Annotated in this window: 26 protein-coding genes and 1 pseudogene; 19 read left to right on the plus strand and 8 right to left on the minus strand. The window is 70.2% G+C overall.

The window, feature by feature from the left end; translation table 11 throughout:
• Positions 1-53 precede the first annotated feature (53 nt).
• From GKO32_RS14480 to GKO32_RS14500, 5 genes and pseudogenes are all read left to right on the plus strand, one after another.
• Positions 54-647 carry a TetR/AcrR family transcriptional regulator gene (locus GKO32_RS14480; RefSeq protein ID WP_166459552.1) on the plus strand — a complete coding sequence of 198 codons (594 nt, stop codon included), beginning with the start codon at positions 54-56 and terminating at the stop codon, positions 645-647.
• Between the two features lies 1 nt (position 648).
• Entirely contained in the window at positions 649-1,467 is an 819-nt protein-coding gene (locus tag GKO32_RS14485) for a LuxR C-terminal-related transcriptional regulator (protein ID WP_154757379.1), read from the plus strand.
• 88 nt (positions 1,468-1,555) lie between these two features.
• A complete protein-coding gene (locus GKO32_RS14490; protein ID WP_154757380.1) occupies positions 1,556-2,332 on the plus strand; it encodes an enoyl-CoA hydratase-related protein in 777 nt (258 codons plus the stop codon).
• Between the two features lie 423 nt (positions 2,333-2,755).
• Positions 2,756-3,683: pseudogene (locus tag GKO32_RS14495) on the plus strand (SDR family oxidoreductase).
• Positions 3,684-3,766: 83 nt separating this feature from the next.
• The gene (locus tag GKO32_RS14500; protein WP_154757381.1) at positions 3,767-4,630 is read left to right on the plus strand and encodes an alpha/beta fold hydrolase; all 864 of its coding nucleotides are present in this window, start codon (positions 3,767-3,769) and stop codon (positions 4,628-4,630) included.
• A gap of 81 nt (positions 4,631-4,711) precedes the next feature.
• Here the strand turns inward: GKO32_RS14500 and GKO32_RS14505 are convergent, their stop codons facing one another.
• Positions 4,712-6,118: an MFS transporter gene (locus tag GKO32_RS14505; RefSeq protein WP_154757382.1), complete on the minus strand. Its 1,407-nt coding sequence runs from the start codon at positions 6,116-6,118 to the stop codon at positions 4,712-4,714.
• Positions 6,119-6,288: 170 nt separating this feature from the next.
• Between GKO32_RS14505 and GKO32_RS40155 the strand changes: the two genes are divergently transcribed.
• The 3 genes from GKO32_RS40155 to GKO32_RS14520 all read left to right on the plus strand — a co-directional run bounded on the left by GKO32_RS40155 (position 6,289) and on the right by GKO32_RS14520 (position 12,767).
• Entirely contained in the window at positions 6,289-8,937 is a 2,649-nt protein-coding gene (locus GKO32_RS40155; protein ID WP_166459553.1) for a winged helix-turn-helix domain-containing protein, read from the plus strand.
• Between the two features lie 66 nt (positions 8,938-9,003).
• Positions 9,004-11,583, plus strand: coding sequence for a winged helix-turn-helix domain-containing protein (locus GKO32_RS40160; RefSeq protein WP_166459554.1), 2,580 nt, complete (start codon positions 9,004-9,006; stop codon positions 11,581-11,583).
• 53 nt (positions 11,584-11,636) lie between these two features.
• Positions 11,637-12,767: an AI-2E family transporter gene (locus GKO32_RS14520; protein ID WP_154757385.1), complete on the plus strand. Its 1,131-nt coding sequence runs from the start codon at positions 11,637-11,639 to the stop codon at positions 12,765-12,767.
• Positions 12,768-12,781: 14 nt separating this feature from the next.
• Here the strand turns inward: GKO32_RS14520 and GKO32_RS14525 are convergent, their stop codons facing one another.
• Complete coding sequence (locus GKO32_RS14525) at positions 12,782-13,213, minus strand: DUF7144 family membrane protein (protein WP_154757386.1); 432 nt, start codon at positions 13,211-13,213, stop codon at positions 12,782-12,784.
• Positions 13,214-13,351: 138 nt separating this feature from the next.
• On the opposite strand from GKO32_RS14525, the gene GKO32_RS14530 reads away from it, so the two are divergent.
• A complete protein-coding gene (locus GKO32_RS14530; protein ID WP_154757387.1) occupies positions 13,352-13,783 on the plus strand; it encodes a DUF7144 family membrane protein in 432 nt (143 codons plus the stop codon).
• Positions 13,784-13,788: 5 nt separating this feature from the next.
• Here the strand turns inward: GKO32_RS14530 and GKO32_RS14535 are convergent, their stop codons facing one another.
• A complete protein-coding gene (locus tag GKO32_RS14535; RefSeq protein WP_246243704.1) occupies positions 13,789-14,352 on the minus strand; it encodes an HD domain-containing protein in 564 nt (187 codons plus the stop codon).
• 87 nt (positions 14,353-14,439) lie between these two features.
• On the opposite strand from GKO32_RS14535, the gene GKO32_RS37980 reads away from it, so the two are divergent.
• From GKO32_RS37980 to GKO32_RS14550, 3 genes are read left to right on the plus strand one after another with little or no spacing between them, the layout of a single operon-like run.
• A complete protein-coding gene (locus GKO32_RS37980; protein WP_166459555.1) occupies positions 14,440-14,679 on the plus strand; it encodes an amphi-Trp domain-containing protein in 240 nt (79 codons plus the stop codon).
• Between the two features lie 3 nt (positions 14,680-14,682).
• Entirely contained in the window at positions 14,683-16,116 is a 1,434-nt protein-coding gene (locus tag GKO32_RS14545; protein WP_312867921.1) for a DUF2252 domain-containing protein, read from the plus strand.
• The gene (locus GKO32_RS14550; protein ID WP_154757389.1) at positions 16,113-16,613 is read left to right on the plus strand and encodes a hypothetical protein; all 501 of its coding nucleotides are present in this window, start codon (positions 16,113-16,115) and stop codon (positions 16,611-16,613) included. The genes GKO32_RS14545 and GKO32_RS14550 overlap by 4 nt, the downstream gene beginning before the upstream one ends.
• Positions 16,614-16,629: 16 nt before the next feature.
• Here the strand turns inward: GKO32_RS14550 and GKO32_RS14555 are convergent, their stop codons facing one another.
• The gene (locus GKO32_RS14555) at positions 16,630-16,866 is read right to left on the minus strand and encodes a DUF8691 family protein (RefSeq protein ID WP_154757390.1); all 237 of its coding nucleotides are present in this window, start codon (positions 16,864-16,866) and stop codon (positions 16,630-16,632) included.
• A 5-nt stretch (positions 16,867-16,871) separates the two neighbouring features.
• Positions 16,872-17,207: a DUF7144 family membrane protein gene (locus GKO32_RS14560; protein ID WP_154757391.1), complete on the minus strand. Its 336-nt coding sequence runs from the start codon at positions 17,205-17,207 to the stop codon at positions 16,872-16,874.
• Positions 17,208-17,530: 323 nt separating this feature from the next.
• Here GKO32_RS14560 and GKO32_RS14565 point away from each other — a divergent pair, with 323 nt between their 5' ends.
• Entirely contained in the window at positions 17,531-19,375 is a 1,845-nt protein-coding gene (locus GKO32_RS14565) for a glycoside hydrolase family 15 protein (protein ID WP_154757392.1), read from the plus strand.
• On the opposite strand, the gene GKO32_RS14570 is transcribed toward GKO32_RS14565, so the two are convergent.
• Together GKO32_RS14570 and GKO32_RS14575 are read right to left on the minus strand one after the other, a co-directional pair.
• On the minus strand, positions 19,323-20,675 hold the full coding sequence (locus GKO32_RS14570; RefSeq protein WP_154757393.1) for a diacylglycerol/lipid kinase family protein: 1,353 nt from the start codon (positions 20,673-20,675) through the stop codon (positions 19,323-19,325). The two genes, GKO32_RS14565 and GKO32_RS14570, sit on opposite strands and share 53 nt — an antisense overlap.
• A gap of 92 nt (positions 20,676-20,767) precedes the next feature.
• Entirely contained in the window at positions 20,768-21,313 is a 546-nt protein-coding gene (locus tag GKO32_RS14575) for a hypothetical protein (RefSeq protein WP_154757394.1), read from the minus strand.
• Between the two features lie 300 nt (positions 21,314-21,613).
• Between GKO32_RS14575 and GKO32_RS14580 the strand changes: the two genes are divergently transcribed.
• The 5 genes from GKO32_RS14580 to GKO32_RS14600 are packed head-to-tail and all read left to right on the plus strand — an operon-like array spanning position 21,614 to position 24,640.
• The gene (locus tag GKO32_RS14580) at positions 21,614-22,075 is read left to right on the plus strand and encodes a DUF7144 family membrane protein (protein ID WP_376765960.1); all 462 of its coding nucleotides are present in this window, start codon (positions 21,614-21,616) and stop codon (positions 22,073-22,075) included.
• A gap of 14 nt (positions 22,076-22,089) precedes the next feature.
• Positions 22,090-22,314, plus strand: coding sequence for a DUF8691 family protein (locus GKO32_RS14585; RefSeq protein ID WP_312867922.1), 225 nt, complete (start codon positions 22,090-22,092; stop codon positions 22,312-22,314).
• Positions 22,315-22,324: 10 nt separating this feature from the next.
• Positions 22,325-23,689, plus strand: a complete 1,365-nt coding sequence (locus tag GKO32_RS14590; RefSeq protein WP_154757395.1) for a hypothetical protein — start codon at positions 22,325-22,327, stop codon at positions 23,687-23,689.
• Positions 23,690-23,702: 13 nt separating this feature from the next.
• On the plus strand, positions 23,703-24,113 hold the full coding sequence (locus tag GKO32_RS40165) for an SHOCT domain-containing protein (RefSeq protein WP_312867924.1): 411 nt from the start codon (positions 23,703-23,705) through the stop codon (positions 24,111-24,113).
• Positions 24,110-24,640 (plus strand): hypothetical protein, encoded by a 531-nt coding sequence (locus GKO32_RS14600; protein WP_312867925.1) that lies wholly within the window; start codon positions 24,110-24,112, stop codon positions 24,638-24,640. Before GKO32_RS40165 ends, GKO32_RS14600 begins: the two co-directional genes overlap by 4 nt.
• Here the strand turns inward: GKO32_RS14600 and GKO32_RS14605 are convergent.
• The gene (locus GKO32_RS14605) at positions 24,597-25,235 is read right to left on the minus strand and encodes a TetR/AcrR family transcriptional regulator (RefSeq protein WP_246243705.1); all 639 of its coding nucleotides are present in this window, start codon (positions 25,233-25,235) and stop codon (positions 24,597-24,599) included. The genes GKO32_RS14600 and GKO32_RS14605 overlap by 44 nt on opposite strands.
• A gap of 49 nt (positions 25,236-25,284) precedes the next feature.
• Between GKO32_RS14605 and GKO32_RS14610 the strand changes: the two genes are divergently transcribed.
• Positions 25,285-26,217, plus strand: a complete 933-nt coding sequence (locus tag GKO32_RS14610; RefSeq protein WP_154757396.1) for an SDR family oxidoreductase — start codon at positions 25,285-25,287, stop codon at positions 26,215-26,217.
• Positions 26,218-26,307 lie beyond the last annotated feature (90 nt).

The raw sequence follows: 26,307 nt of genomic DNA on the forward strand, positions 1-26,307 counted from the left end.
CTCCCATTTTGCGCTACGATGCAGAAAGTGGTTCGCGAAGGGAGCCGTTCCGGATGACGACGGCGGGGGCGCTCGACGGGCAGACCCGGCGCCGCCTCGCGACCCGCGAACGGTTGTACGAGGCCGCCGTCGCGCTGGTGACCGAGCGGGGATACGAAGCCGCCACGATCGACGAGATCGCGGTCCGGGCCGGGACTTCCCGGCGCACGTCCTTCAACCACTTCCCGGCCAAGAGCGAGATCACGCTCGAATGGGCCCGTCGCCGGCGAGCGGAAGCGGCTGCCGCCGCCGCCAAGGCCGCGGACTCGCGAAGCGATGTACTCGACCGCGTCCGTGCCTACTTCCGTGCGCTTGCCGCCATCACCGAGGAACGGCCGGCCGAGACCCGCGAAATGCTGCTCGGCTACCTGCGGGCCTGCGGCCCGGTGTCGCAGCCGACACCGATGAGCGCGGAGCTGGCCGCCTTGCTCGCCGGCGACCGGGGCGACAGCGAGAAGTTCCGGCTTGCCGGTGAGATCCTTTACGACGTCTACGCAGGGGTGCTCTGGCGATGGATGCGCGATCCCGCCCCACGGCAAGGCGCGTTCACGAAGGAACTGGTCGCGACCATCGAGGTCGCGCTGCACGGCATCGCCGGGCTCCACTGACATGGCCGGCACGGTGAGCGGCGAGACGGCGCGGCGCATCCAGGCCGCGCTGGTTCGCATCCGGGAGCGGAGCGGAGTCTCCCTGGCCTACGCGGGAGAGCTGAACCAGGACCACAAGATCGTCCTCAACCGCTTCGACGGCCCCGTCGCGGGCCCGCTCCGCACCGCGACGCTCGAGATCGGATACGGCCTCGGCGGCCAGGTCGTCGCCCGGCGGCGGCCCGTCACGGTCGACGACTACTTCCGGACCACGGACATCACCCACCACTACGACCGGATCATCCGGGCCGAGGGCCTGCGCGCGGTATCGGGCGTCCCGGTGATCGTCGGGCGCAGGGTTGTGGCGGTCCTTTACGGGGCGCTGCGCACCACGGGAAGCATCGACGACCGCGGGCAGGAGGTGCTGGCCGACGAGGCGCGGGCCCTCGAACAGGACCTGGTGGTGCCGGCCCGCCGGGGCCACGGCGAACGAGACGACGCCGCCGAACTCCGGGCGCGGATCCGTGCCGCGCATCTCCGGCTGCGCATGGTCGCCTCCCGGATCGGGTCCCCGGAGGTCCGGGACGAGCTGGATGCGGCCGTCGCGGAGCTCGTGGGGCCGGTGCCGCCGCCGGCCATCCCGGTCGGCCGGCTGACCGGTCGCGAACTCGACGTCCTCGGTCTGATCGCCGCGGGCCGCACCAACCCAGCCGTCGCGGCAACCCTCGGCCTCACCACCCATACCGTCAAGAGCTACGTCAAATCCGCGATGCGCAAGCTCGGTGCCGAGACGCGGCTGGAGGCGGTCGTGCTGGCCCGCCGCACCGGTCAGCTCCCCTGACCGTGCCCCCGCTTCGGCGGGTGGCGCCGCGGCCCGCGGTCGGGCAGAGTCGCCGCACGATCACCTCGCAGAGGGGAAGTGGGAGTCGATGGCGCGTCGTGAGGACCACCGGGTCGATGTCGAACGCAGGGGTGACGTGCTGGTCATCCGGATGGTGCGGCACGCGAAGCGCAATGCGGTGGACGCGGCGATGGCGCACGCCCTCGACGCGGCGTTGAACGAGCTCGACGACGACCCGGGCCTGCGGGCCGGCGTGCTGACCGGTGGTCCGGACATGTTCTGTGCGGGGACCGACCTGACGGACGGGCCGGGGGAGCCGACGCCCCGGGGCGGACCGTACGGCCTCATCGCGCGCCGCCGGTCCACACCGCTTATCGCGGCCGTCGAGGGCGTGGCCTACGGCGGTGGTTTCGAGATCGTGATGGCCTGCGACATCGTGGTGGCGGGGCGCTCGGCACGATTCGCCCTCCCGGAGGTGTCCCATGGCCTCGTCGCCAACTGCGGCGCGCTGTTCCGGGGCCAGCGGGTGCTTCCGCCGATGGTGGCGCGCCAGCTGCTCCTCACGGGAAGGCCGGTCACCGCTGAGCGCCTGTACACGCTGGGGCTGGTGTCGGAGCTGGTCGAGGACGGCCGGGCGGAAGAGGCGGCGCTGCTGATCGCCGAAGCCGTGGCCGCCAACTCGCCGGCCGCCGTGACCGCCACCCTGCACGCCGTCGACGACGCGGCGGGCGTGCACGACGAGCTCGGCTGGGACCTGACCCGGCGGGCCGACGCCGCCATCGACGCCAGGGACGAGAAGGCCGAAGGATTGGCGGCGTTCCGCGAGAAGCGCCAGGCGGCCTGGTCGGTTCGCCGCCCGCGCTGAACGTCATGCGTCGCGCCGTAGTCGCGGCCTTCTCGACACCGGTCTCACTGGAGATACTCGACGAGCCCGATCCCCGGCCACGTGGATCCGGCCGTCGCCGCCGGCGCCATCGAGAATTACTCCACGATGCTGTTCGCGGTGCGATACCGGGTCCCGCTCGCGCCGGGGCGGGGCTGATGTCGTGATCGATCCGGTCGGTGGCGCCGCCGCCGAATCCGCATTGCGGGCGCTTGCACCGGGCGGGCGGCCGAGCACAACGAGGCGGGCCGCGAATTGCGGCCACCGAAACCGGCGGAAATCCATTCTGTGCAGGAATGTTCGCCATGCCGAATCAGATTTGGATCACCGGCTCGGCTGCTGTTAGCGTGGGATGTATCGGAACTTCTTCGTTCGGGTGTGCGAAATAATAGTGGAGGTGTTGTTGTGCGCGTGTTCGTCACCGGGGCATCGGGATGGATCGGCTCCGCGGTCGTCCCCGAGCTCGTCGGCGCGGGGGCATGAGGTCACGGGACTCGCCCGGTCGGACGGCTCGGCCGCCATCGTCGAGGCGCGGGGCGCCGCAGTCGTTCGCGGCTCGGTCGAGGACGTCGCCCTGCTGCGCGAGGCCGCCGCGGCGGCGGATGCCGTCGTGCACCTCGCCTTCCGGCACGACATCGCGTTCAGCGGGCGCTTCGCCGAGGCCGTCGCGTCGGACGCCGCCGCGATCGAGGCTCTGGGGTCGGGGCTGCCGTCCGGCGGCGCGATCACTATTGCCGCGGGCATGCTCGGGCACGCGCGGGACGGGGTCCCCGCGACAGAGCGCGACCTGCCGGTCCCGGGCGGCGTGAGCGAGGCCCGGCAGCCCTCGTCGACGGCTGCTTTCGCGCTCGCCCGGCGCGGCGTGCGGCCGTCGGTCGTGCGGCTGTCGCCGACCGTCCACGGAGAAGGCGATGGCGGCTTCATGGCCACCCTCGTCGAAATCGCCCACAAGCACGGGATTTCCGGTTATCCGGGCGATGGGGCGGCGCGCTGGACGGCGGTGCACGTCCGCGATGCCGCGCGCCTGTTCCGGCTGGCGATCGAGGTGGCACCGGCGGAATCCGTGCTGCACGCCGTAGCCGACGAGGGCATCCCGGTGCGTGCCATCGCCGAGGTCATCGGCCGTCATCTCGATGTCCCGGTGCGTTCGATCCCGGCCGGGCAGGTCGACGAGCATTTCGGTTACCTCGGGATGTTCCTCGGTATCGACGGCCCGGCCACGAGCGCCATCACCCGCGAGCTGACGGGCTGGGTTCCGCGCGAGCCGGGCCTGCTCGAGGACCTGGACCAGTGGCACTACTTCGCGCCCGGCGCCGGCAGCAAGTGGGGGTGAACCTAACCCCTTTCGTAACGTTGACAGGTCAGGCGCTCTCTGCTTGCCTCTAACTACCGTTATTCACTTCGGAGGTTAGAGAGATGCCCGACGTCCACCACCGATACGCCACCGTCCAGGGCCGCCGGCTGTTCTACCGGGAAGCAGGGCCCGTCGACGGGCCGGCGATCGTGCTGCTGCACGGCTACCCGACCAGTTCGTTCATGTTCCGCAACCTGATCCCGTCTCTGGCCGACCGCTACCACGTCATCGCGCCCGACCACCTCGGGTTCGGCCTGTCGGACGCTCCGGACGTCGAGGAGTTCGACTACACCTTCGACGCGCTGGCGGAACTGACCGCGGGACTGCTGGAGCAGCTCGGTGTGTCCCGATACGCCGTGTACGTCCAGGACTACGGCGCCCCGATCGCGTGGCGGCTGGCGCTGCGGGATCGCAGCGCGGTCACCGCGATCGTCACGCAGAACGGGAACGCCTATGACGAGGGGTTCGTGCCGGACTTCTGGCAGCCGATCTGGGACTACCACCGGGAACAGAATGCGGAAACCGAAGCAGCGTTGCGCGTGGCCCTGACCGAAGACGCCATCAAATGGCAGTATGTCTCGGGCGTGCGCGACGAGAGTCTGGTCAGCCCCGATACGTGGCGCCACGACCACCGGTTCATCTCGCGCCCCGGCAATGACAAGGTGCAGCTCAAGCTGTTCCTCGACTACGCGACCAATCCGCCGCTGTATCCGGTGCTGCACCGGTATCTGCGTGCCGAGCAGGTCCCGGTTTTGGCTGTGTGGGGCGAAAACGACCCCATCTTCGGGCCGGACGGTGCGCGCGCCTTCGCCCGCGATGTGGACGACGCAGAGATCCACCTCTTCGACGGCGGCCACTTCCTGCTGGAGAGCAGCTTCGACGAGGTCGCGAAACTCATCCACGACTTCCTCGACAAGCGCCTCTGACGCGGAGCGCGTGGGCATATCTTCGCCCAGTTCTGACACGCGGGCCGCAACTCGCAGCGGAGGTACCGGGGGATACACCGACTACTCGCGATATGCCGGGTCATCCTGAGGGTTGGTGCCCGCGACCTGTCCGCGGGGGAGCCGGGCGGCGGCGCCAAGACCGATCAGCCCGATCCCGGCGAGCGTGATCACCGCGGCGGCGTAGGCGTGCGACGTGAGGCCGATGACGAGGATCGTGCCGGCGATGGCGGTGCCCAGCGATGAGCCCAGGTTGGACACGCTGCGCGACAGTCCGGAGATCTCGCCCTGCTTGGCCTCGCCGAAGCTGGATTGCACCACGTTCACCGACGGGGTCAGCATCGCCCCGAGCCCCAGTCCGATCAGCAGCAGCCCAGGACTCGAGGCCCACGGGCTGGGCAGCCACCAGGCTGTCACCAGCAGGACACCGGCGCCGAGAATCGTCACCGCGAAGCCCGCGACGATGAGTGTCCGCTGCGAATAGCGCTTGGCCATCGGCCCGGCGGACAGTGACGACGCGAGCAGTCCCACCGTGGCGGAAGTGAAGATCACGCCGGTCGCGATCGCGCTGTAGCCCTTCACGACCTGCAGATAGGTCGCCGCCACGAACGAAGTGCCCATGAGCAGCAGCCACTGGATGTTCTGCGTGACCATGCCGAGGTTCGCGGTGCGGTTGCGGAACAGCCCGATCGATATCAGCGGTTCGCGCCCCGCCCGTTCCTTCGCCCGGATCCACAGGAAGAACCACAGCATCACGAGCCCGCCGGCGAGCAGGAAGGCGAGCATCAGCCAGACGTTGACCTTGGCCAGCAGGATCCCCATGACGATCAGCACCAGCCCGGTGGCCGACAACACCGTGCCGCCGATGTCGAGCCGTCGCGAGGGATTGGGCGGCAGGGGATCGCCGATCTTCCGGCTGAAGACGATGATCACCACGATGACCAGTGCCTGGAAGACGAACGCGGCCCGCCAGCTGATGGCGGAGGTGATGAGGCCACCGATCAGCGGACCGGCGGCGCCCCCGACACCGGCCATCGCCATGATCGCGCCGAACGCGCGAGCCCGTCCGGCGAAGTCGGTGAACAGCAGCGTCGTGAGGATGTACACCGGCGGGATGAGCAACGCCGTGCCGACGCCTTCGAAGATCGAGTTGCCGAGGATGAGCACGCCGAGGCCTGGTGCGACCGCGCTCAGCACCGCTCCGATGCCGTAGAGAACCAGCCCCGCCAGGAAGCAGCGCTTGCGGCCGTAGCGGTCGGTCACCTTGCCGCCGGGGATCATCAACGCGGCCATGACGAGCAGGAACAGCGTGATCGAGATCTGCACACCCTGCACGGTGGTGTGCAGGTCGTGGCTGATGTCGTTGATCATCACCGTCATGTTCGACCCGGCGAAGCTGCAGATGAACTGCGCGAGGGCGAGTGGCACGAGCACTGTCCGCAGCGAAGCGGGGGTGGGCGGAGCAGCCATCCGCGCATCGTGTGCGACGCCGGCCGGGCGTGGCTCACCCGTAAAGGACGGGGTTCTCCCCTCGACTGATGAAATGCCGCCCAAGCGCTGGCCGCGTGGCCCGGCCCGATGTCACAGTGGGTGCGGGGTGGCAGATGGTGGACAGAAGCCGGGGTGAGGCGAGACGGCGAGTGCCCAGGGCCAAGGTCGTGGTGCCCGACGTCCCACCTGGTTATGTTTCCCGGCCACGCCTACTGTCCGCATTGGATCAGGCACAGGACGCCACCGCGATCGTGGTGAGTGCCCCCGCCGGTTCCGGCAAGACGTTGTTGCTGGCCGAGTGGGTGCGGCTGCGCCATGCCGAGGACACCGCCTGGGTCTCGCTCGACCCGGACGACAACGACGATCGCCGGTTCTGGTCGGGGATTCTCAAGGCACTCGAGTATTGCCGGGGCGTGCCGCCGGGCAATGCCGTCCACCATCTCCCGGTGCCCGCACGCCCGAGCCGCGACCTCGATTTCACCGGTGCCGTGGTCAACGCGCTGGATGAGCTGCCGCACCCGGTGTGGCTGGTGCTCGACGACTTGCACGAGATCGACGGGGACGGGCCGCTGGAGGGCCTGGAAACCGTGCTGCGGCAGCACTCGCCCGCGCTGCGGCTGGTGCTGATCACCCGGCGCGATCCGCCGCTGTCGCTGGCGAAGCTCCGGCTCACCGACCAGCTCGCCGAGATCCGCGCCGACGATCTGCGGTTTTCCGGGCCCGAGGCTTACAAACTGCTCGCCGCCGCCGGAGTGGAGCTCAGCCCCGACCAGCTCGCCGAACTCGTCCAGCAGACCGAAGGCTGGGCCGCGGGACTGAGACTGGCCACGTTTTCCCTGCGCGAGACCGAGGACCGCGGCCGGTTCCTCGCCGAGTTCGCCGAGAACGACCGGGCGATGGCGGACTACCTGCTCGACGAGGTGCTCTCCCGGCTGCCGCCCGAACTGCTGGAGTTCCTCCGCGCGATCAGCGTGCCGGACGAGGTGACCGTAGAGCTGGCGCGCACCCTGTCCGGACGCGATGACGCCGGTGTCATGCTCGACGTCCTTGAGCGGACCACGTCGCTGGTCATGCGGGTGAGCAGCCGCCGGCGGTGGTACCGGGTGCACGCGCTGGTGCGGTCCTACCTGCTCGCCGGCCTCAACCGGCAGCTGCCCGGTCAGGCGGCGGTGCTGCACCGGCACGCGGCGGCCTGGTTCGCCGAACACGGCCGCCCGATCGAGGCGCTCGCCCAGCTCATCCAGACCCGCGACGCGGACCACGTCGTGGCGGCGCTGCGGCGGCTGGCCCTGCCGCTGGCGCTGGCGGGCGAGCACGACCTGCTGGCTCGCGCGCTGGCTGTGCTCGGCGAAGACGTCGTCGTGGCCGACAGCCTGCTCGGGCTCGTCTCGGCGTTGCTGCATCTGGAAGAAGGTGAGGCGACCAGCGCCGAAGTCGATCTGGCCCACGCCGAGGCCGCCTGGGCCGTGCCGGCCCCGGCCGAGGCCGAGCAATTGCGCGTGCTCGTCAAGGCCCGGATCGCCGAGCTCGCCGGCGACGTCGGCGACATGCTCCGCAGCACTGACGGGTTCCAGCGCGGCGAAGCGGAGCAAGTCCTGGACCCGCTCAGGATGCTGCATCGAGGCACCGCTTTGATCGCCGCGGGACGGCGCGAAGCCGCGCAACACCAGCTGGAGGCCGCCCTCGGCGGCGCTCGGGAGAACGAGCAGGACTACGTGGCGCTGCAATGTCTCGCCGCGCTGAGCGGCGTCGCCGCGACCGCCGGGGACTTCCGGCTGATGGGCCGGCTTTCCGCGCAGGTGCTGCGGGAGGCCGAGGACAAGGGCTGGCAGCACACCATGGCCGCGGCCACCGCGTCGGCCATGGTGGGGTACCGGGAGCTGCTGCTCGGGCGGCCCGCCGAGTGCCGGCGGCACGCGGAACACGCCATGCGCCTGGTCGACGGCAGCGTGCCGCCCGCCAGCCATGGTTTGTCCGTGCTGCTCGGTGCCCTCGCCGGCTCGGCCCGCTTCGAAACGGGGGAGTGGACCGAGGGCCTGACCCAGCTGGCCGAAGCCAGGACGAGCGCCCGTGCCGGCGGCCGGCTCTCCGTGGGGCAGGTGGTGCTCAGCGCGGTGCTGGAGCATCGGGCGGCCGTCCGGTTCGGCTGGACGGAAGCCGCGCGGGAAACCGTGGCCTGGGTCCGGGCCGCGGCGCCCGACTGTGGCGAGCTGACGCTGATGCGGGCGAGGACCCAGTTCGCGCTGGGCCGTCCGATGGCCGCGGACGCACTGCTCCGGCCGCTGCTGGACGCCCCGGAAACCTTGCTGCTGCCGTGGACGATCATCGACGCGTGGCTGCTCGGCGCCGAAGTCTCGCTGTTCACCGACGACGAAACGAGCGCCCACCGGGCACTGCGGAAAGCACTGTCGCTGGCCGGGCGCCTGGATGCGTTGTACCCGCTCGTTTTCGCGTCACCGGTGATCACCGATCTGCTGGTCGGCCGGCTCGGCAAGCTGGGCGGCTTGCAGGACGTGGCGGCGCGGGCGCTCGAAGTCCGGCGTGCAGAGCGGATTCCGGTGATTCCGCTGCCGTTGACGGGGCGCGAACGTACCGTGCTGAGCCTGCTGCCCACGTTGCGCTCCTTCGAGGAGATCGCCAAGGATCTGACCATTTCCTCGAACACCGTGAAAACACATGTCCGCTCGATCTACCAGAAACTCGGGGTACGGCGACGTCGTGACGCGGTGACCGTCGCGATGGCACGCGGATTGCTGGAAAGTGCGGCCGAAGTGACCAATGGCCCTGGGCCGCGGTGATTCGCCCGAATAATCTCGCCGGGTATGAGGCGGACGGGCCGAGATGGTGAAGGGGCCCGGCGAAGCGTGGCCGAAATACCCCATCCGAAGATCGCCGTACCGCACGTTCCCGCGGGGTTCGTCAGACGGGAAGCGTTGCTGGGCCGGCTCGAACATGCCGCGGAGGCGCCGGTCACGACGGTGTGCGCGCCGGCCGGTTACGGAAAGACCCTGTTACTGGCGGACTGGTTCACCGCCTGTGCCACCCCCGCCAAGGCGTGGGTGTCGCTGGACCACACCGACAACACCCCGGTACGGTTCTGGGCCGCGACGTTGCATGCGTTGCGCGAACACGGGATCCTGCCCGCCGACGGTCCACTTCGGACAGTTTTTCCCCACCCGGACGACATTGCGGGATTCCTTGCCGAGCTCACCGACGGGCTCGAGGCGCTGACCGAGCCGTTCTGCCTCGTGCTCGATGATTTCCACGAGATCGTCGACCCCGAGACGTTGCATGGGATCGCCACCCTGATCCGGCATCAGCCCGGGCCGCTGCGGCTGGTGCTCTCCAGCAGGCTCGACCCGCCGTTGCCGCTGGCCCGGTTGCGGTTGCAGGAACGCCTTCGCGCGCTGCGTGCCAGCGACCTCCGCTTCTCCGAACCCGATGCGGCGGCGTTGCTCGAGACGAGCGGCGTGCGCTTGACCGGGCGTCAGTTGCATCGGCTCGTGGAGCAGACGGACGGGTGGGCGGCCGGACTCCGGCTCGCCGCGCGGTCGTTGCGCCGGACGCCGGACCGTAACGCCTTCCTCGACGACTTCGCCTGCGACGACCGGGCCGTCGCCGACTATCTCGTCTGTGAGGTATTGGCGGACCTGCCGGCGGGAACCAAGGATTTCCTGGCGGCGGTGAGTGTGTGCGACGAGGTGGCGCCCTCGCTCGCGGCCGAGTTGTCCAGCCGCGAAGACGCCGGAGTGATTCTCGACGAGCTGGAGCGCGAAAGCTCGCTGGTGATGGGCATCGGAAGCGAACGGCACTGGTATCGCGTGCATCCCCTGCTGCGGGCGTACCTGCGGGGCGACCTGGACCGGCGGCTGCCCGACCGCGCGGTGGAACTCAACCACGCGGCGGCCACCTGGTTCGCCGCGGAAGAGCTGCCGCGGGCGGCCGTTGCCCATGCGACGAAGGCGGAGGAGACCGACACGGTCATCGCGCTGCTGCGTGATTACGCTGTGGGCCTGCTGCTCAACGGCGACCACGACATCGTCGGGCAGGCACTGTCCGCGGCGGGTACCGCGGTCGTCGACGGAGACCGGCGGCTGACACTCATCGCGGCACTGACCGACCTCGAGCGAGGCGAGGTCGAGGCCGCCGGCACACACCTGGCGCACGCCGGCACGATGCCGGAACCCGACGGCGCGCCAGATCCGTTGCGCGGCCTGGTCGGATCGACGTACGACGTGGTGCGGGGCGAACCCCGTCAGCCGGCGGTGCCCGGCTGGTCCGGTGTCGTGACCGGGCACGACCAGCCGGGGCTGGAGATGTGGGCACGCCTGCTCGGCGGCTGGACGTCCCTGTGCGCAGGCAACCGGGATGCGGCACGGGGGGAGCTGGACGTGGTCCAGCAGATCGCCCGTGGTCTCGGCCTGGACTACCTCACGCTGCATGTGCTGCTTGCCCGCGGCACAGCGGCGGGGCTCGACGGGGACCTGAGCGGTCTGACCGAAGCGGCCACCGAGGCCGTCGCGATCGCCGACGCGAACGGCCGGCCTTCCTCGCTGTGCCTGGGCATCGCGCAGCTGATGCTCGGATTCGCTCACTTGCAGCGCCTCGAGCCCGCGGCCGCCGTCGCGGAGACCAACGCCGCGAAGGACGCGATCGGCCGGGCCGGACCCCGCCTGTCGTACCTGGCCGCGGTCGTCGAGGGCGGCGCCCGGTTCGACCTGGGCGACCGCCATGGCGCGCTGGAACTCATCGGCCAGGCGCGGCGGACGCTCGCCGATCGCTCCCTGCTGCCGGAGTTCGCCGCCGCGGGTGCGCTCGTCGAGTATCGGTGCGCGCTGCTGCTCGGGCAGGACACGACCGTGGGCGAGGTCTTGCGGTGGACGCAGCGGCGGGCCGGGACGACGGGGGAAGCGGCCCTGATGACGGCGTGGTCGCAGTTCGCCCGGGGCAGCCTGGGCCGCGCCGTGCGCACTCTCGACGAGAGCGGACCCGCGTTGCTCACCGAAACGGTGGTCGAGGGTCATCTGCTGCGCAGTGCCGTGGCGATGTGCTCGGCACAGCGCACCATGGCCCGCGCGGAGCTGGACGCCGCGCTGCGGCTCGCGGAGCCGGCCGGGCTGGTCCGGCCTTTCCGGTGGGCCGACCCGCTGGTGCGCCGGTTGCTCGTGGACCAGATCGGGAGCTTCGGCGCCGCGGACGCCTTCGCTGCCCGGGTCCGCCGTGCCGTCGCCACGACCGGCGAGGAACAGGAAGGATTGCTGACCCGGCGGGAGCACGTGGTGCTGTCGCATCTCGGCGCGCAACGTTCACTGGACGAGGTAGCCACCGACCTGGCCGTCTCGGTGAACACCATCAAGACGCATGTCCGTGCCATCTACGCGAAACTCGGCGTGAACAGCCGGCGCGCGGCGGTGCTGACCGCACGGGAGCGCGGCCTCGCCTGACCTCCTCGTCTTCGGGTGAGGTGCGGCGCCGCGGCGTGGTTAGCGTCCCCCTGATGACGGACCGACAGCTGAGGGTCCACACCTTCACCGAGGCCGGCGGGCGCGGCGGACCGGGCCTGCCCCGGGCCGTGGTCATCTTGCTGGGCCTGGCCGCGGCGACCGTCACGGTGGCCGGCATGCGGGCGACGGCGTGGCTGCTCACGCCGGTTCTGCTGGCCCTCGTGATCGTCATCGCCGTCGCCCCGGTACAGCGGGCACTCCGGCGGCGCGGGTTCCCGGCGTGGTCGGCCACGTTGGTGCTGTTGGTGCTCGTCTATGGCTTGATCATCGGCTTCGGCCTGGTGGTCTTCGTGTCGCTGGGGAAGCTGGTCACGCTGCTGCCGCAGTACGCGGGCCGGTTCGACGAACTCGTCGCCAGGGCCACCGATGCGCTCGCGCGGGCCGGCGTCGGCATCGAGCAGGTGCGCGACGTCGCACGGTCACTGGACCTCGCCAAGTTGGCGCCGTATCTCGGCTCCGTCCTGAGTGGACTGACCGGCGTGCTGAGCGACCTGATCTTCGTGCTGGCACTGTTGTTCTTCCTCAGCGCGGAGGCCGGTGGGTTCGGCGACCGGATGACCGCCCTCACCCGGGAACGCCCGGCGACCGGGGCGGCGCTCATCGGGTTCGCGACGCGCACGCGACGCTATCTGGTGGTCACCACCGTGTTCGGGTTCATCGTCGCCGTGCTGGACACGACCGCACTCGCGATCATCGGGGTGCCACTGGCGGTGCTGTGGGGACTGCTGTCCTTCGTCACCAACTACATCCCCAACGTCGGGTTCCTGCTGGGGCTCATCCCGCCCGCGCTACTCGCGCTGCTGGACGGCGGCTGGCGCCCGATGGTCGCCGTCATCGGCGTCTACTGCCTGTTCAACCTGGTGATCCAGTCCCTCATCCAGCCGTACTACGTCGGGGATTCCGTGGGGCTGTCGGCGACCGTGACGTTCCTCGCGCTCGTGTTCTGGTCCTGGGTACTCGGGCCGCTCGGCGCGATCCTCGCGATTCCGGTGACGCTCTTGGTGCGGTCGGTCCTGCTGGACATGGATCCTCGGACGAGGTGGCTCGCCGGGCTGTTGCACCTGTCCGTCGACGATGCCGGCCGCCCCCGGCGTAGCGGGAACGGCCGGCACCTTTTCCGGTAGGCCGGTGGGCCGGTTCAGCGGAGCCGCAGCTCTCGTCCGTGGGCGACGATCGCGTAGATCACGATGAAGTCCACCGCGATGACCACGATCGACCAGACCGGGTATGCCGCGACGAAGCCGAGGTTGACCAGCGCGCTCAGGCCGGCGAGAACGATGGCCGCGACGCGCGCGGCAGCGTTGCCGAAGAGGACGCCGATCCCGGCCAGTACGGCCACCACGCCGAGTCCGATGTGGACCCAGCCCCAGACGTTGTAGTCGACGTGGACCACCAGGCCCGACGAGCTCACCAGGTAGTAACCCCGGTCGTACACGGCGACGATGCCCTGGATGGCGTGGAAGAAGCCGAGCAGGATCAGCATCACCCCGCCGAAGGCGACCCAGCCGGTCCACGTGCCGAGGTGCTTCGTCGTGGTTCCCGTCCGGTCGGTCGCTGACGTCTGTGCCATCTCCTCCTCCTTGGGCTCGGATCTCCACCAGCGTGCCTCACCGGTCGCGGCGCTCATCTCATCCGCCAGTGATGAACCGAAGGTGCCGGCCAGTGGCTGATCCTCGCGGGAGTCGATCCCAAGCGCAGGGAGGATGTCATGACTGACGCCTATCACGACAACACGATCAAGGAACCGACGCGGACCGGCTGGACGGGCTGGGTCGCGTTCGGCGGGATCATGCTGGTCCTGCTCGGCCTGTTCCACGCGATCGAAGGTCTCGTCTCCGTGTTCGACCACGGCTACTACCTGGTCAGCTCGTCGGGCCTGGTGGTCAACGTCGACTACACCGTGTGGGGCTGGGTGCAGTTCGGGCTGGGCGTGCTGGCCGTCATCGTCGGTATCGGGCTGCTGACAGGCAACACCGCGGCGCGGGTGGTCGGTGTCATCCTCGCCGGCATCTCCGCGATCGTGAACCTGAGTTTCATCGCGGCGTATCCGGTGTGGTCGATAGCGATCATCGCGCTCGACGTCCTGGTCATCTACGCGATCGTCGCGCACGGGCGCGAGATGAAGCTGCCCGAGGACTGAGCCGGTCAGACGGGCTGCGTCACCGGCGAGGCCAGCTGGTGCCGCACCCGCCCGATCGCCGCTGCCCGCGCTTGGAGGCCACCGGAGTCCAGGGCACGCACGACGGACGAGTCGCCTCCGTGCCGGGCGCGGATGTCGGCGATGCGCTGTTCGAACGTGACGGGCTCCCCGCTGGCGTTCACGGACATGTCGCAGTACCACAACGTATCGCGCAGAGTCGTCGCCTCGTCGGGAAATTCCGCGAGCTCGTCGGCGAGACCTCGTAACCGCGCCACGGCCGCGGCGCCGGAGTGGTGTGCGACCAGTGCGCACAGCCGCGGCGGCGCCCCTGAGCGGCGCAGGAATCGCGCGCCGTCGAGCGGATGGAACCCGGAAACCACCAGTGGCCGGGCATACCCGATGTCATGCAGGATTGCCGCGGCGACAAGCAGATCGCATTCCTCGCCGGCCAGGAGCCGGGAACCGATCCGCCAGGCCACGCGGGCCGTCGCTTGCACGTGCGCCCATCGTTGCGGCAACGCGCGAGCCAGGTACCGGTGGGAGAGTGTGCGTGCCGATGCCATATCCATGAGGGGCATTGGCGGGCGCCCTGGGCTTGCGCGCCTCATCCGCCGCGGGTGAGGCAGTCGGGTCCGGGCCGGCGTTCGCTTCGGGGCATGTCCACACTCGAAGTGACACGCGAAGAGCTGCTGACCCGGGAAGAGGCCGCCCGCCGGTTGTCGACCCTCGCCGCGGCGCTGGCCGACGGCGAGAAAGTCGTGGTTTCCCTGGGCAGCAGCAATGTCAAGATGCACGTGCCCGATCACGTCCGCTGCGAAATCGAGCTCGAGGTCGACGGCGACGAAGTCGAGCTCGAGGTCGAACTGAAGTGGTCGACGGCCCGGCACGAGGGCTGAGCCGTGGCCACCTCGATAAGGGAAGCCGCCGCCGCTGTCCGGCGTGACGTGGTGACGCCGGCGGAACGGGCCGCACGGGGGAAGAAGGCGCGCTCGGCTCTACCGCGCTCCCGGCACGCCGAATACGACCGGGATCCCACGGCGCCGGCTCCGCTGGAGCTGCTGTCCAGGCAGGGTGCCAGCCGGGTGCCGGAGCTGTTGCCCATCCGGGACGAGCGGATGGCGCTGTCACCGTTCAGCTATTTCCGCGGGGCGGCGCTGCCGATGGCCAGTGACCTGGCGGGCAGCCCGCGGACCGGCTTCACCGTGCAGGCCTGCGGCGACGCGCATCTGTCGAACTTCGGCTTGTTCGCCTCGCCGGAACGGCGCCTGGTGTTCGACATCAACGATTTCGACGAGACGTTGCCAGGGCCGTGGGAATGGGACGTCAAGCGGCTCGCCGCGAGCCTCGAGATCGCCGGGCGCGATAACGGCTACACGCGTAAGCAACGGCTGGAGATCGTGACCGGGGCCGTCGCGGAGTACCGGCTCGCGATGCGCGAATTCTCCGGGTGGCCCGTGCTGGAAGTCTGGTACGCCCACGCGGACGTGGACACCGTGCGGTCCACCTATGCCCGCCAGTTGAGCGCGGCGCGCCGGAAGAAACTGTCGCAGACCACCGCGAAGGCGCGTGCGAAAGACAACCTGGGTGCGTTGCGCAAGTTCACCGAAGTCGGCGGCGGGCAACCGCGGATCGCCTCCGATCCGCCGCTGGTCGTCCGGGTGGAGGACCTCGGCTTCCCCCGCGAGCGGGCGACGGCGGTGATCGCGGAGCTGCAGGAGATGCTCGCGATGTACCGGGAGACCCTGGAACCGGATCGGCGGTTGCTGCTGGACCGGTACCGGGTGGTCGATTTCGCGCGGAAGGTCGTCGGTGTGGGCAGTGTGGGCACCCGCTGCTGGATGCTGCTCCTGCTGGGCAACGACGACCAGGACCCGTTGTTCCTCCAGGCGAAGGAAGCGGGCCCGTCGGTGCTGGAGGCCTATCTGGGCCCGAGTGCGTTCGGCAACTCCGGTGAGCGCGTGGTCGTGGGGCAGCGTCTGATGCAGGCGGTCGGCGACATCTTCCTGGGCTGGGTGCGGGCCACCGGCCTGGACGGTGAGATCAGGGACTTCTACGTCCGGCAGCTGCGGGACTGGAAGGGATCGGCGGACATCGAGACGATGGACCCGGTGGGGATGCGGGCGTATGGCCGGTTGTGTGGCTGGACCCTCGCCAGGGCCCATGCCCGTACCGGGGATGCCATCGCGATCGGCTCGTACCTGGGCTCCGGACCGTGTTTCGACCGGGCGATCGGCGAGTTCGCGCGCGTGTACGCCGACCAGAACGAACGCGACCACGCGGCATTGGCCGACGCGGTGCGGGACAGGGCGACTTCCCCGGGCGGCGGGAAGTGAGTGCCGTGGTTGCGAGCGGGCGGCGGGTGACGGCGGCGGTGCTGGCCGGGGTGGTGAGCCTTGTCGTGGCCGCCTGTCAGTCCGGCAACGGGGGCACGGCCACTCCGTCCCCCGCCCCCGCGGCGACGAGCGCGCCGCCAGCTCCGGCGACTTCCCCGACCCGGCCGGTATGCGCGGACCTGGTGGCCAGCGGGCAGGCATTGGCCACCACCGTGGGCCAGCTGATCCAGGGCACCGCGTCCCGGGACCAGGTGCGCACGGCCGCGGCGCAGATGTCGAGCGCCATCGACTCCGCCCAGCAGGCCGTCGGGGCGCAGGCCGGCCCGCGGCTCAACGACGCCAAGGCCGCGCTGCAACGGGTGGTCGACGCGGCCGGGGCGCAACCACCGGACGTGGCGGGGATGCGAGCGGGTGCCAACGACCTGCTGGCCGCACTGCGTGACGCCGCGGCCAGCTGCCAGGTCGCCGCCACCCCGACCGCGACGACCGGGGGATGACGCCGCGTGCGGCCGGCTACCGCACGCCTCGCGGATCGGGGACCCGTTGCACGGACAGGACGCGCAGGCCGAGTTGTTCGCACAACCGCAGGATCGCGCGCAGGTGCAGCACGTCGGGCGCGCGACTGTAGATGAGGGTTTCCGGAGGGGCCGCTACGATCCGCATCTCGCTGAAGTCGGCCACGATGCCGCAGATCCGCTCGGAAAGCTCGCCGTTGACCCGGAACTCGTAGGTTCCTTCCGCCGCCGCCACGCCGCTCAGTGCTCCGTGCCGGGTCGGCCCGACAGGACGACGGCGGCCACCACCGCGAGATCGAGCGCGATGATCGCGAGCCACCGGGAGTCGGCCGGCACCAGCGTCGCGTGGGAGAGCGCACCGGCCAGTGCCAGCACAACCGTCGCGACCCGGCCCCACAGCCGCCGCGTCAGCAACGCGAACGCGGCGGCCAGCGACACCACGACGGTGAGCGGCCGGACATGCCCGGCAAGCAGGACCTCCGCGATCAGCAAAGCGGTGGGGCACAACCAGACCAGCCCGGTCGCGACGGACCTGCGGCCGCTGCGTTCGCCTTCCTGGCTCGGTAGGTCGGTCATCATCGCACTCCAGCTGCCAGGCTGCCGACGGCCGTGGCAGCGGTGGAGGCCAGGATTGCTTGCCGGCCAAAGGTTTCCTTCGCCTGTCACGGGTGAGACGTCGCGAGTTGTGCGTTCCCGTTCTGTGAGTTGCGCGTTCCGGTCGCATGAGTTGCGCCTCCCCGTCGCACGCAACGCGCAACTCGCGCGCCTGGAAGGTGCAACTCGCGCGCACGCAACGTGCAACTCGCGAGGCGTCGCGGTTCGTCTGTCCGGGGTGATGCGTCACGCCATGCTCGCGGGTGCGCTTGCCACAGACCAGTGAGTCCATTGTGGAGGTAACGATGACCGAGACGGCGATCGCCGACCACGGGATGATCGGGGATCTGCAGACCGCCGCGCTTGTCGGCACCGACGGCTCGATCGATTGGTTCTGCTGCCCGCGTTTCGATTCGCCGAGCGTGTTCGGTGCGTTGCTCGACGAGGACCGTGGCGGGCACTTCCGGGTCCGCCCTGCGGGGGCGGGGTATGTCACGAAGCAGATGTACTACCCGGATTCCGCCGTGGTGATCACCCGGTTCCTGTCCGAACAAGGGGTCGGCGAAGTCGTGGACTTCATGCCGCCTGCCGGTGAGGTCGCCACCGGCCGTCACCGGCTCGTGCGCATGCTCCGGTGCGTGCGAGGCCGGATGAGCTTCGACATCGACGTGGCGCCCCGGTTCGACTACGGTCGTCGCGCGCACACCGCGAACCTCACCGAGCAGGGCGCGGTCTTCGCGACCGACCAGCTGGCACTCACCTTGCACACCGTGCGGGAGCCCGACGACGAGCGGCTGGCCCGGGTCAGCGTCGAGGACGGCGACCTGCACGCCACACTCGACCTCGTGGCCGGGCAGGTGCGCGGCATGGTCCTCGAGTCGCAAGCCGACGGCCCGCCGCGCGAGATCCGGGTGGCGGATTTCCAGCGCCTGTTCGACGAAACGGTGGGCTACTGGCGGTCGTGGCTCGCCCGGTGCACCTACCGCGGACGGTGGCGCCAGGTGGTGGCCCGGTCCGCCATCACCTTGAAGCTGATGACCTACGCCCCGACCGGAGGCCTGGTCGCCGCGCCGACGATGGCGCTGCCCGAACAGGTCGGCGGCGAACGGAACTGGGACTACCGGTACACCTGGATCCGGGACGCGTCCTTCTCGGTGTATGCCTTGCTGGCGCTCGGTTTCGTCGAGGAGGCGGAGCGGTTCGGGTTCTGGCTCGGCGACCGGATCCGGGAGCACGTCGGGGGAGAAGGCGGACCGCTGAACATCATGTACCGCGTCGACGGCTCCTCGGACCTCAAGGAGGAGATCGTCGAGCACTGGTCGGGCTATCGCGGGTCGCGCCCGGTACGGCTGGGCAACGGTGCGGCGGAACAGCTCCAGCTCGATATCTACGGTGAGGCGCTCGACAGCGCGTTCGTCGGCGACCGGGCCGGGCTCACGGTGCCCTACCGCGGCTGGCAGGCCATCCGGGAGGTCCTCGACTGGGTCGCCGAGCACTGGGATCAACCGGAGGAGGGCATCTGGGAAACCCGCGGCGGCAGGCAGCCCTTCACCTACGGCCGGTTGATGTGCTGGGTCGCGCTGGACCGGGGTATTCGGCTGGCGATGGCGCACGGGCGCCCGGCACCGCTCGAGCACTGGACACGCGAGCGGGACGCCATCTACGACCAGGTGATGCGGCACGGCTGGAGCGAGAACCGGCGGGCGTTCGTGCAGCACTACCACACGGAAGTCCTCGACTCCTCGCTGCTGCGGATGCCGACGGTCGGGTTCGTCGCGCCGCGCGACCCCCGCTGGCTGTCCACATTGGACGCGATGGATGCCGAGCTGGTCACCGACAGCCTCGTCTACCGCTACGACCCGGACGCCTCACCCGACGGGCTGCGTGGCACGGAGGGCACGTTTTCCTTGTGCACCTTCGCCTACGTCTCCGCGCTCGCCAGGGCGGGCCGGCTCGAGGAGGCGCGGCAGGCCTTCGAAAAGATGCTCACCTACGCCAACCATGTCGGCCTGTACTCTGAGGAAATCGCGCTGAGCGGCGAGCAGATCGGGAACTTCCCGCAGGCGTTCACCCACCTGTCGCTCATCGACGCGGCGCTCACTCTGGACCGCGCACTGGACGATCGCGCAGGACGCGCCACAGGGCTGTGACGGCCGCGGTGGAGTGGACCGGTGGCGCGGCGGCAGCGGCGCCCGCATCGACGGGAGTCCGCACCCGCAGCGCCCCGGGCAAGGAGCGGAAGCGGAGTGGCGGTGGCAGCCGCAGCGCCTCGCCGTCCACGCCGACGTCGAGCAGCGGCTGCCCGGAACCGATCTCGAACTCGCGCGCCGTCCAGTCGTGGTAGCCACGGAAGCGGCCCGGTTTTCCCGCGGCCTCCGCCGACAGGAGGGCCGGAACGTCGCGGGCCCGGTCCACGTCGAGGGTCACCACGCCCAGCACCCCGGCCTCGAGGCTGGTCCGGGTGCCGAGTCCGGCAAAGCTGTTCAGGTGGTAGACGCCGTTCGAGACCAGCACGACGTCGGCGGTCCGCGCGTGGGAGCCGTCAGGGCGGGCGAAACGCAGGTCGAAGCCCGGCGCGTCCGGGCCGAGCAGTTCGGGCAGTATCTGGGTGGTGGTCGCCAGCTTGGCGTCGCGATAGGCGGCGGACTGCACGACCGTCGCGTACACACCGAGCGAAACGTTGTTGACGAACACCCGATCACCGAGCAGGGCCAGATCGACCCGCCGCTCCACGGCATCCCCGAACGCGGCGAGCGCGGCCGGCACGTCGTCGCGGTCGAGGCCGAGGTCGAGCGCGAAGTGATTGCGGGTCCCGGCCGGCACGCACACGAACGCCACCCCGTGCTGCCGCGCCACGTCCGCGGTCAGCGCCTGTGACCCGTCGCCGCCGGCCATGCCGAGCACATCGGCGCCGTCAGCCACCGCCTGTTCGGCCAGTTTCCGCAGGTCGTCGCCGCGTTGCAGCACGATCGGAGTGATCCCCAGCTCGCGGGCCTTCTGTTCGAGACCGAAGCGCACGACCTTGCCGCCGCCCGACTTCGGGTTCATCAACAGGACCCCGTGGCGGGCGGGACCGACGGCATGCCCGTTGGTCGCCGGCGCGAGGTCACGGGCGATCGCGAACTTGGCCGCGGCGGCGGCGAGCACGGTCAAGCCCGTGACCGCGGCGAGCACCACCACCACGCGAGCCTCGGGCAACGCGGTGGTCGCGGCCAGCGCCACCACCGCCGCGACGGTGGCCAGCAGCCGGGAGATGCCGTGGTGGACGAGCGCGGTCCAGGCGGCGAGCACCGCGACGACGACCAGCGCCAGCCCCAGCGCGAGCTGGAGCGGGCTCCGGACGAGACTCCACACCACCGCGGCGACCGCCGCCGGCAGGCAGAGCAACGCGATCGCGGCGGCCACGCGGCGCGACGGGGAGTACCCCTCGCCGGGCACGCGGCCCGCCATGGTCAGAAGCGCCGGCGCGCGACGCGCCGCGCCGTCCGCCGGGACGTGCGGCGAGCAACCCTGCGAGATCCGAACATGGTGCTACCTCCTTCTCAGGTGTGGCTGGGCTCGGCTTTTTCGAACTCGTGCAACTGCTTTGCTTCCTCCGCGGTGACCAGACCGATGCCGATCAGGTCCAGTGGGCTGATGAATCCGTCCGCGAGGCGGAAGCCGCCGGCCGCCGCGATGGCGTCGCGCAACGGGATGGCCCAGCGGTGCTCCAGCAACAGCAAGGCGGCAGCGGAACCGTCCGGGATCTCCGACAGCACATCCCAGGCCTCTTCGTCGGAGAACACATCGACGCCGTCGGCGGCGGCTTCCGCACCGGCCAGCGCACCGGCCTCCATGCCTTCTTCGCCCTCGATGCCGAGCCCGATCAGCGCGCCGATCTTGGTGCCGAGCTCGATCGCCTCCTCATCGCTGATGTTGCTCAGGTGCGCGACCTCGATCGCGCCGTCGCCGTTCTTGTGCACCGCCAGCGCGTCGATCACGCGGATGGTGTCGGTCTCCCGCAGGCGGTCCAGTTCCGCGATGATCGCGCCGTGGAAATCCGGCTGCGGAAAACCGAGCACGACGAGCTGTACGGGTCCGATCGTCATGGGTGTCCCTCCGTTCCGCACGGCATACGGAGCCGCGCGCCGCGAGCATCCGCATCCCGGCCGGGCGCCGGCGTCATCTGCGGGAGGTGAGCTTTCCGGCCCCGCCAGGCAGCAGATCGACGCGCTCGTGACACCGTTGCCCGCCCGCACCGACGTCGCCCCCGGGTACGCAGGCCAGGCGGGCCGCGCAAGCAGCACGCTGACCGGCATCTCATCCGCTATGGGCGAAGAAGCCGCGCGCCCATCCGCCGCAATGTTGACCATCGTGCCAAAGCGTCGATCCGGAAGTGGGAAACGAAAATGACTCAGCACGCCTACCCGCCGCCCGGCACGGCCGAAGCCAGGGAGATGCCGCCACCACCGCGCACCGCACCGGTCAGTACCGAGTACCCCCGGAGCGGGAAGCTGATGTTCGGCGGCGTGATGATGATCGTGGCCGGGCTGTTCAACGTGATCATCGGTCTCGTCGCGCTGTTCAACAGCGCCTACTACGTGACAGGCCCCTCCGGGGTGCTGGTGCTCAACCTCACCGGCTGGGGCTGGCTGCACCTGATCCTGGGTGCGCTCGTCGTCATCACCGGTGGCGCGCTGTTCACCGGAGCGACCTGGGCACGCGTGATCACCGTGCTGCTGGCGGGGTTCAACGCGCTGGCGAGCCTGGCGTTCGTCTCGGCGTATCCGCTGTGGTCGATCATCGTGATCGCGCTCGACGTCCTCGTGATCTGGGCGGTCATCACGGCGGACGCCGAGGCGGAGGCCTGACGAGGACCGCAGTCGTGACTGATCAACAGTACGAAGTACGGGTCGACGGCCGGCTGTCGGAGCGCGCCCAGCAGGCCTTCGGTGGGTACGAGGACGTGCGGATCGTGCCGGCACCGGCCGAGACGGTTCTGTACGTCGCCGTCACCGACGAGGCGCACCTGCAGGGGATCCTCGCTCTGCTCGCCAACCTCCACCTGCAGGTCGTCTCGATGAAGCGCATACCGGAGCTGCCCCGATAGGAGACCGATCGTGTCCGACACGGTTGCGGGCAATCCCGACCCCACGGTCGTGCCGCCACTTGGCGACGACGAGCGGGCCGAACTGCTCCGCTTGCGCAAAGAAGTCGAGTCACTGCGTCAGGCGCCGCGGCGCCGGCGGATGCCGAACTGGAAGTCCGTCGTGGCCGGCTTCCTGATCGTTCTGGGTTGCGTGCTGGCGCCCCTGTCGCTGCTCACCGTCTGGGTGCACAACCAGGTCACGAACACCGACCGGTTCGTCGCGACGATGAGCCCGCTGATCGAGCAGCCATCGGTGCAGGCCGCGGTGACCGACCGCGTCACCGAGACGATCTTCGGGTACGTCGACGTGCAGGCGTATGCGAATCAGGCAGTGGACGTCCTTGCCGCGCAAGGAGTTTCGCCGGTGGTCGCCGACCGGCTGCGTTCGCTCACCGGTCCGCTCGCTTCGAGCGTGCAGGGCTTCGTGCACGGCCAGGTCGCCACCCTCGTGGCGAGCCCGGAAGTGCGGTCAGCCTGGGACCAGGCCCTGCGGGGTGGCCACCAGCAGCTCAACGCCGTCCTGTCCGGCAATGCCTCCGCGATCAGCATCTCCGGCGACAAGGTGCAGCTGGACCTCGGCCCGGTCATCACCGCCGCGAAGCAGCGGCTGGCCGCGGGCGGGTTCACCGCCGTGAATGCCGTACCCGACGTGCATCCCACCCTCGCGGTAGGCGACGCGAAGACCCTGATCAAAGCGAGGTCCGCGTACAACACGCTGGACACGGTCGCGACCTGGCTGCCGTGGGTCACCCTGGTGCTGCTCGCGGCGGGTGTCTATCTCGCTCGCCAGCACCGGCGTGCGCTGCTCAACACCGGGTTCGGGATCGCCGCGGGCATGGTGGTGATCGCGGTGGCGCTGTTCGTCGTCCGGGGCGTGCTGATCAGCAATGTGCCCAGCCGTTCGGCGGCACCCGTGAGCGACTCCTACGACCTGCTCGTCCGGTTCCTGCGGGACGGGTTGCGGGTGTTCTTCGCGGTCGGCGTGCTGATCGGTCTCGGTGCCTTCCTCGCGGGCCCGTCCGTCACCGCGGTGCATATCCGGGCCGCGTCGGCACGGATGATCGCCTGGCTTCGCCGGAGCGGTGCGAAGGCCGGGCTGCGGACCGGGAAGGTCGGCGGCTGGGTGTATGACCATCGCACTCCGCTGCGTGCCGGCGCGGTCGGCGTGGCCGTGCTCGTGTTCATCCTGCTCAGCCCGCCCAGCGGCCTGGCGGCGCTTGTCATCGCCGTGGTCCTGGTCGTCTGTCTCGGGGTGATCCAGTTCCTAGGCGGCGAGCCGCCCGCCCCAACGGGACCTGCGGCGGCACCGGGCCGCCAATCAGCAGCAGACCGGTGATCGGAGGTATCTCGTGTCGAACTATCCGTTGCTCAACCTGTTTCTGACCTTCCTGTGGTTCTTCCTGTGGGTCTTGTGGTTCATGCTCCTGTTCCGGGTGATCGCCGACATCTTCCGCGACGATCAGCTCGGCGGCTGGGGCAAGGCAGGCTGGACGATTTTCGTCTGCATCCTGCCGTTCCTCGGCGTCTTCGTGTACCTCATCGCGCGTGGCCGCAGCATGGGGGAGCGTGAGCTGGCGCGGGCCAGGCGCCAGGAGCAGGACTTCCGGTCCTACGTGCGGGAAGCGGCGCAGTCGCCCGATCCGTCGGCAGCCGCGCCCGACCGGGTCAGTGAGCTGGAGCGGCTGGCCGGACTGCGAAACCACGGTGATCTCACCGAGGACGAGTACCAGCAGGCCAAGTCGAAGCTGCTCGCCGTGTGACGAAGCAGGACGGCGGACAAGCTCCGTCCAAAGTGGACCCGTCGGCGAAGCGTCGCGGCAGGCTGCGCGCCGCTGGAATCTACGGCGTGATCGTGACCGCGGCGATCCTGACGGCCGCGGGCAGTCAGCTGTCCACCGTCGCGCTCACGGTCGCGGTGGTGGTCACGCTGCTCGTGTACTGGATTGCCGAGGAGTACGCGCATCTGCTCGGCGAGCAGGTGACAGCAGGGAAATTGCCCGGGCGACGGCAGATCCGCGCTGAGCTCACGGCGACTTGGCCGATGGTGAGCGCGTCGTTCGGGCCCCTGCTGGCGGCGGTGCTGGCGCGTCTCGCCGGTGCCTCGAGTCTCGCCGCGGCGAATGCCGGTCTCGCCGTGGCCGTCGTGCTGCTCGTCTGGCATGCCTGGTCGGCCTGCCGCGCGGCCCGGCTCCGGGGATGGCCGCTGGTCGCGCTGACGAGCGTCGGGGCGCTGCTGGGAATCGTCATGATCGTGCTGAAGAACCTGGTGCTGTTGCACCTTCATTGAGCTGCGAGTCCTCGAGCGTGGCGAGGAAGGTCTCCGCCGCGTCTTGGACCCGGTCTCGCTCGCCGGTCGCGAGCAGGTCGAGCAGGAGCCCGCGGATCGTCGCGATCACCAGCGTGGCCGTGCGCCGGGCTGTTGCCGGGTCGGTGCCCGGTCCTTGGGCGTCGCACAGGGCGTTCCTCCAGTCGGCCACCACATGGTCGAGGAACTCCGCGAACTGGTGCGGCGCCTGGAGAGCGCGTCCGTAGACCGCGAAGAACAGCCGGAACTCCGCCTCCCGTCGCGGATGGGAGGTCCGCGTCCACACTTCGCGCGCCGCCGCGGCCAGGCCGTGACGCGCGCCGTCCCGGGCGCTCGTGGCCTCGGACATGCGCTCCCGCAAGCGTCCGAGGACAGCCACGAGCATCTGCTCCTTGCTGCCGAAATGGTGTACCAGCGTCGTCGCCGACACGCCGAGGGCGGTGGCGACGGGCCGCCACGACAGCTCGGAGAACCCGCGCTCGACCGTGTAGTCGACCACCGCATCGAGCAACTCGGCCCGTCGCCGATGATCGACCGGTCGCCCCGCCATCGCCGCCTCCACCTGGTGGTCCGCCATTCCTAGAACGAGTGTACTATTAATGGCAGCCGACCATGGAGGGTTTCGCATGCACGTTTTCGTCACCGGAGCGTCGGGCTGGATCGGCCGCGGGCTCGTCCCCGAACTGACCATCGCCGGCCACACGGTCACCGCGCTCGCCCGCTCCGATGCCGCCGCCCAGGCCCTGCGGCGCGCCGGGGTCGAGGTCCGGCTGGGGTCGCTGGACGACCTCGGCACCCTGCGCGACGCTGCCGCCGCGGCCGACGGCGTCATCCACCTCGCGTTCAAGCACGACATCGCCTTCGCCGGCGACTATGCCGGTGCTGCCGACGCCGACCGCGCGGCGATCGAGGCCTTCGGGGAGGCCCTCGCCGGCAGCGGCAAGCCGTTCGTCATCGCCTCCGGCATCCTCGGCGTACTCGGGGTCCCGCCCGGAGTCGTCGCGACCGAACGCGACGGGCTGGCCGTGGCGGCAGGGGGTCAGGGTCCGATCAGTGGTGGCGGCGGGCGCATGGCCAACGCCCGCTACGCGCTGGCGCTCGCCGGTCACGGGGTTCGTTCCTCGGTCGTGCGGCTCCCGCCCGCCACCCATGGCAAGGGGGACAACGGGTTCATCCCCGCCGCGATCCACTTCGCCCGCGAGAAAGGCGCCGCGGCCTACGTCGGCGACGGCACGAACCGCTGGCCGTCGGTCCACCGCGACGACGCCGCACGCCTGTTCCGCCTCGCCCTCGAATCCGCGCCGGCCGGCTCGGTGCTGCACGCGGTCGGCGACGAGGGCGTCCCGATCCGCGAGGTCGCCGCGGTTTTCGCCGCATATCTGGGCATTCCGGCCGTCTCCGTCACCCCTGAGCAGGCCCCCGAGTACGTCGGCTGGCTCGGCGGCTTCTGGGGACTCGACGGCCCCGCCTCGGCTCACCTCACCCGCACCCTGCTGGGATGGCAGCCCACCCGGCCGGGCCTGCTCACCGACCTCGAGGAAGGCCACTACTTCGCCTGAACAGAGCTGACCGCCGGCGCCGTGTTGAATGTATTCGGCGACCATGTGATTGAGCTGACTGGTTGAGGTGCACGGGGAAGGCGGCGGTGT

It is taken from the genome of Amycolatopsis pithecellobii (assembly GCF_009707865.1).
Taxonomy (GTDB): Bacteria; Actinomycetota; Actinomycetes; order Mycobacteriales; family Pseudonocardiaceae; genus Amycolatopsis_E; species Amycolatopsis_E pithecellobii.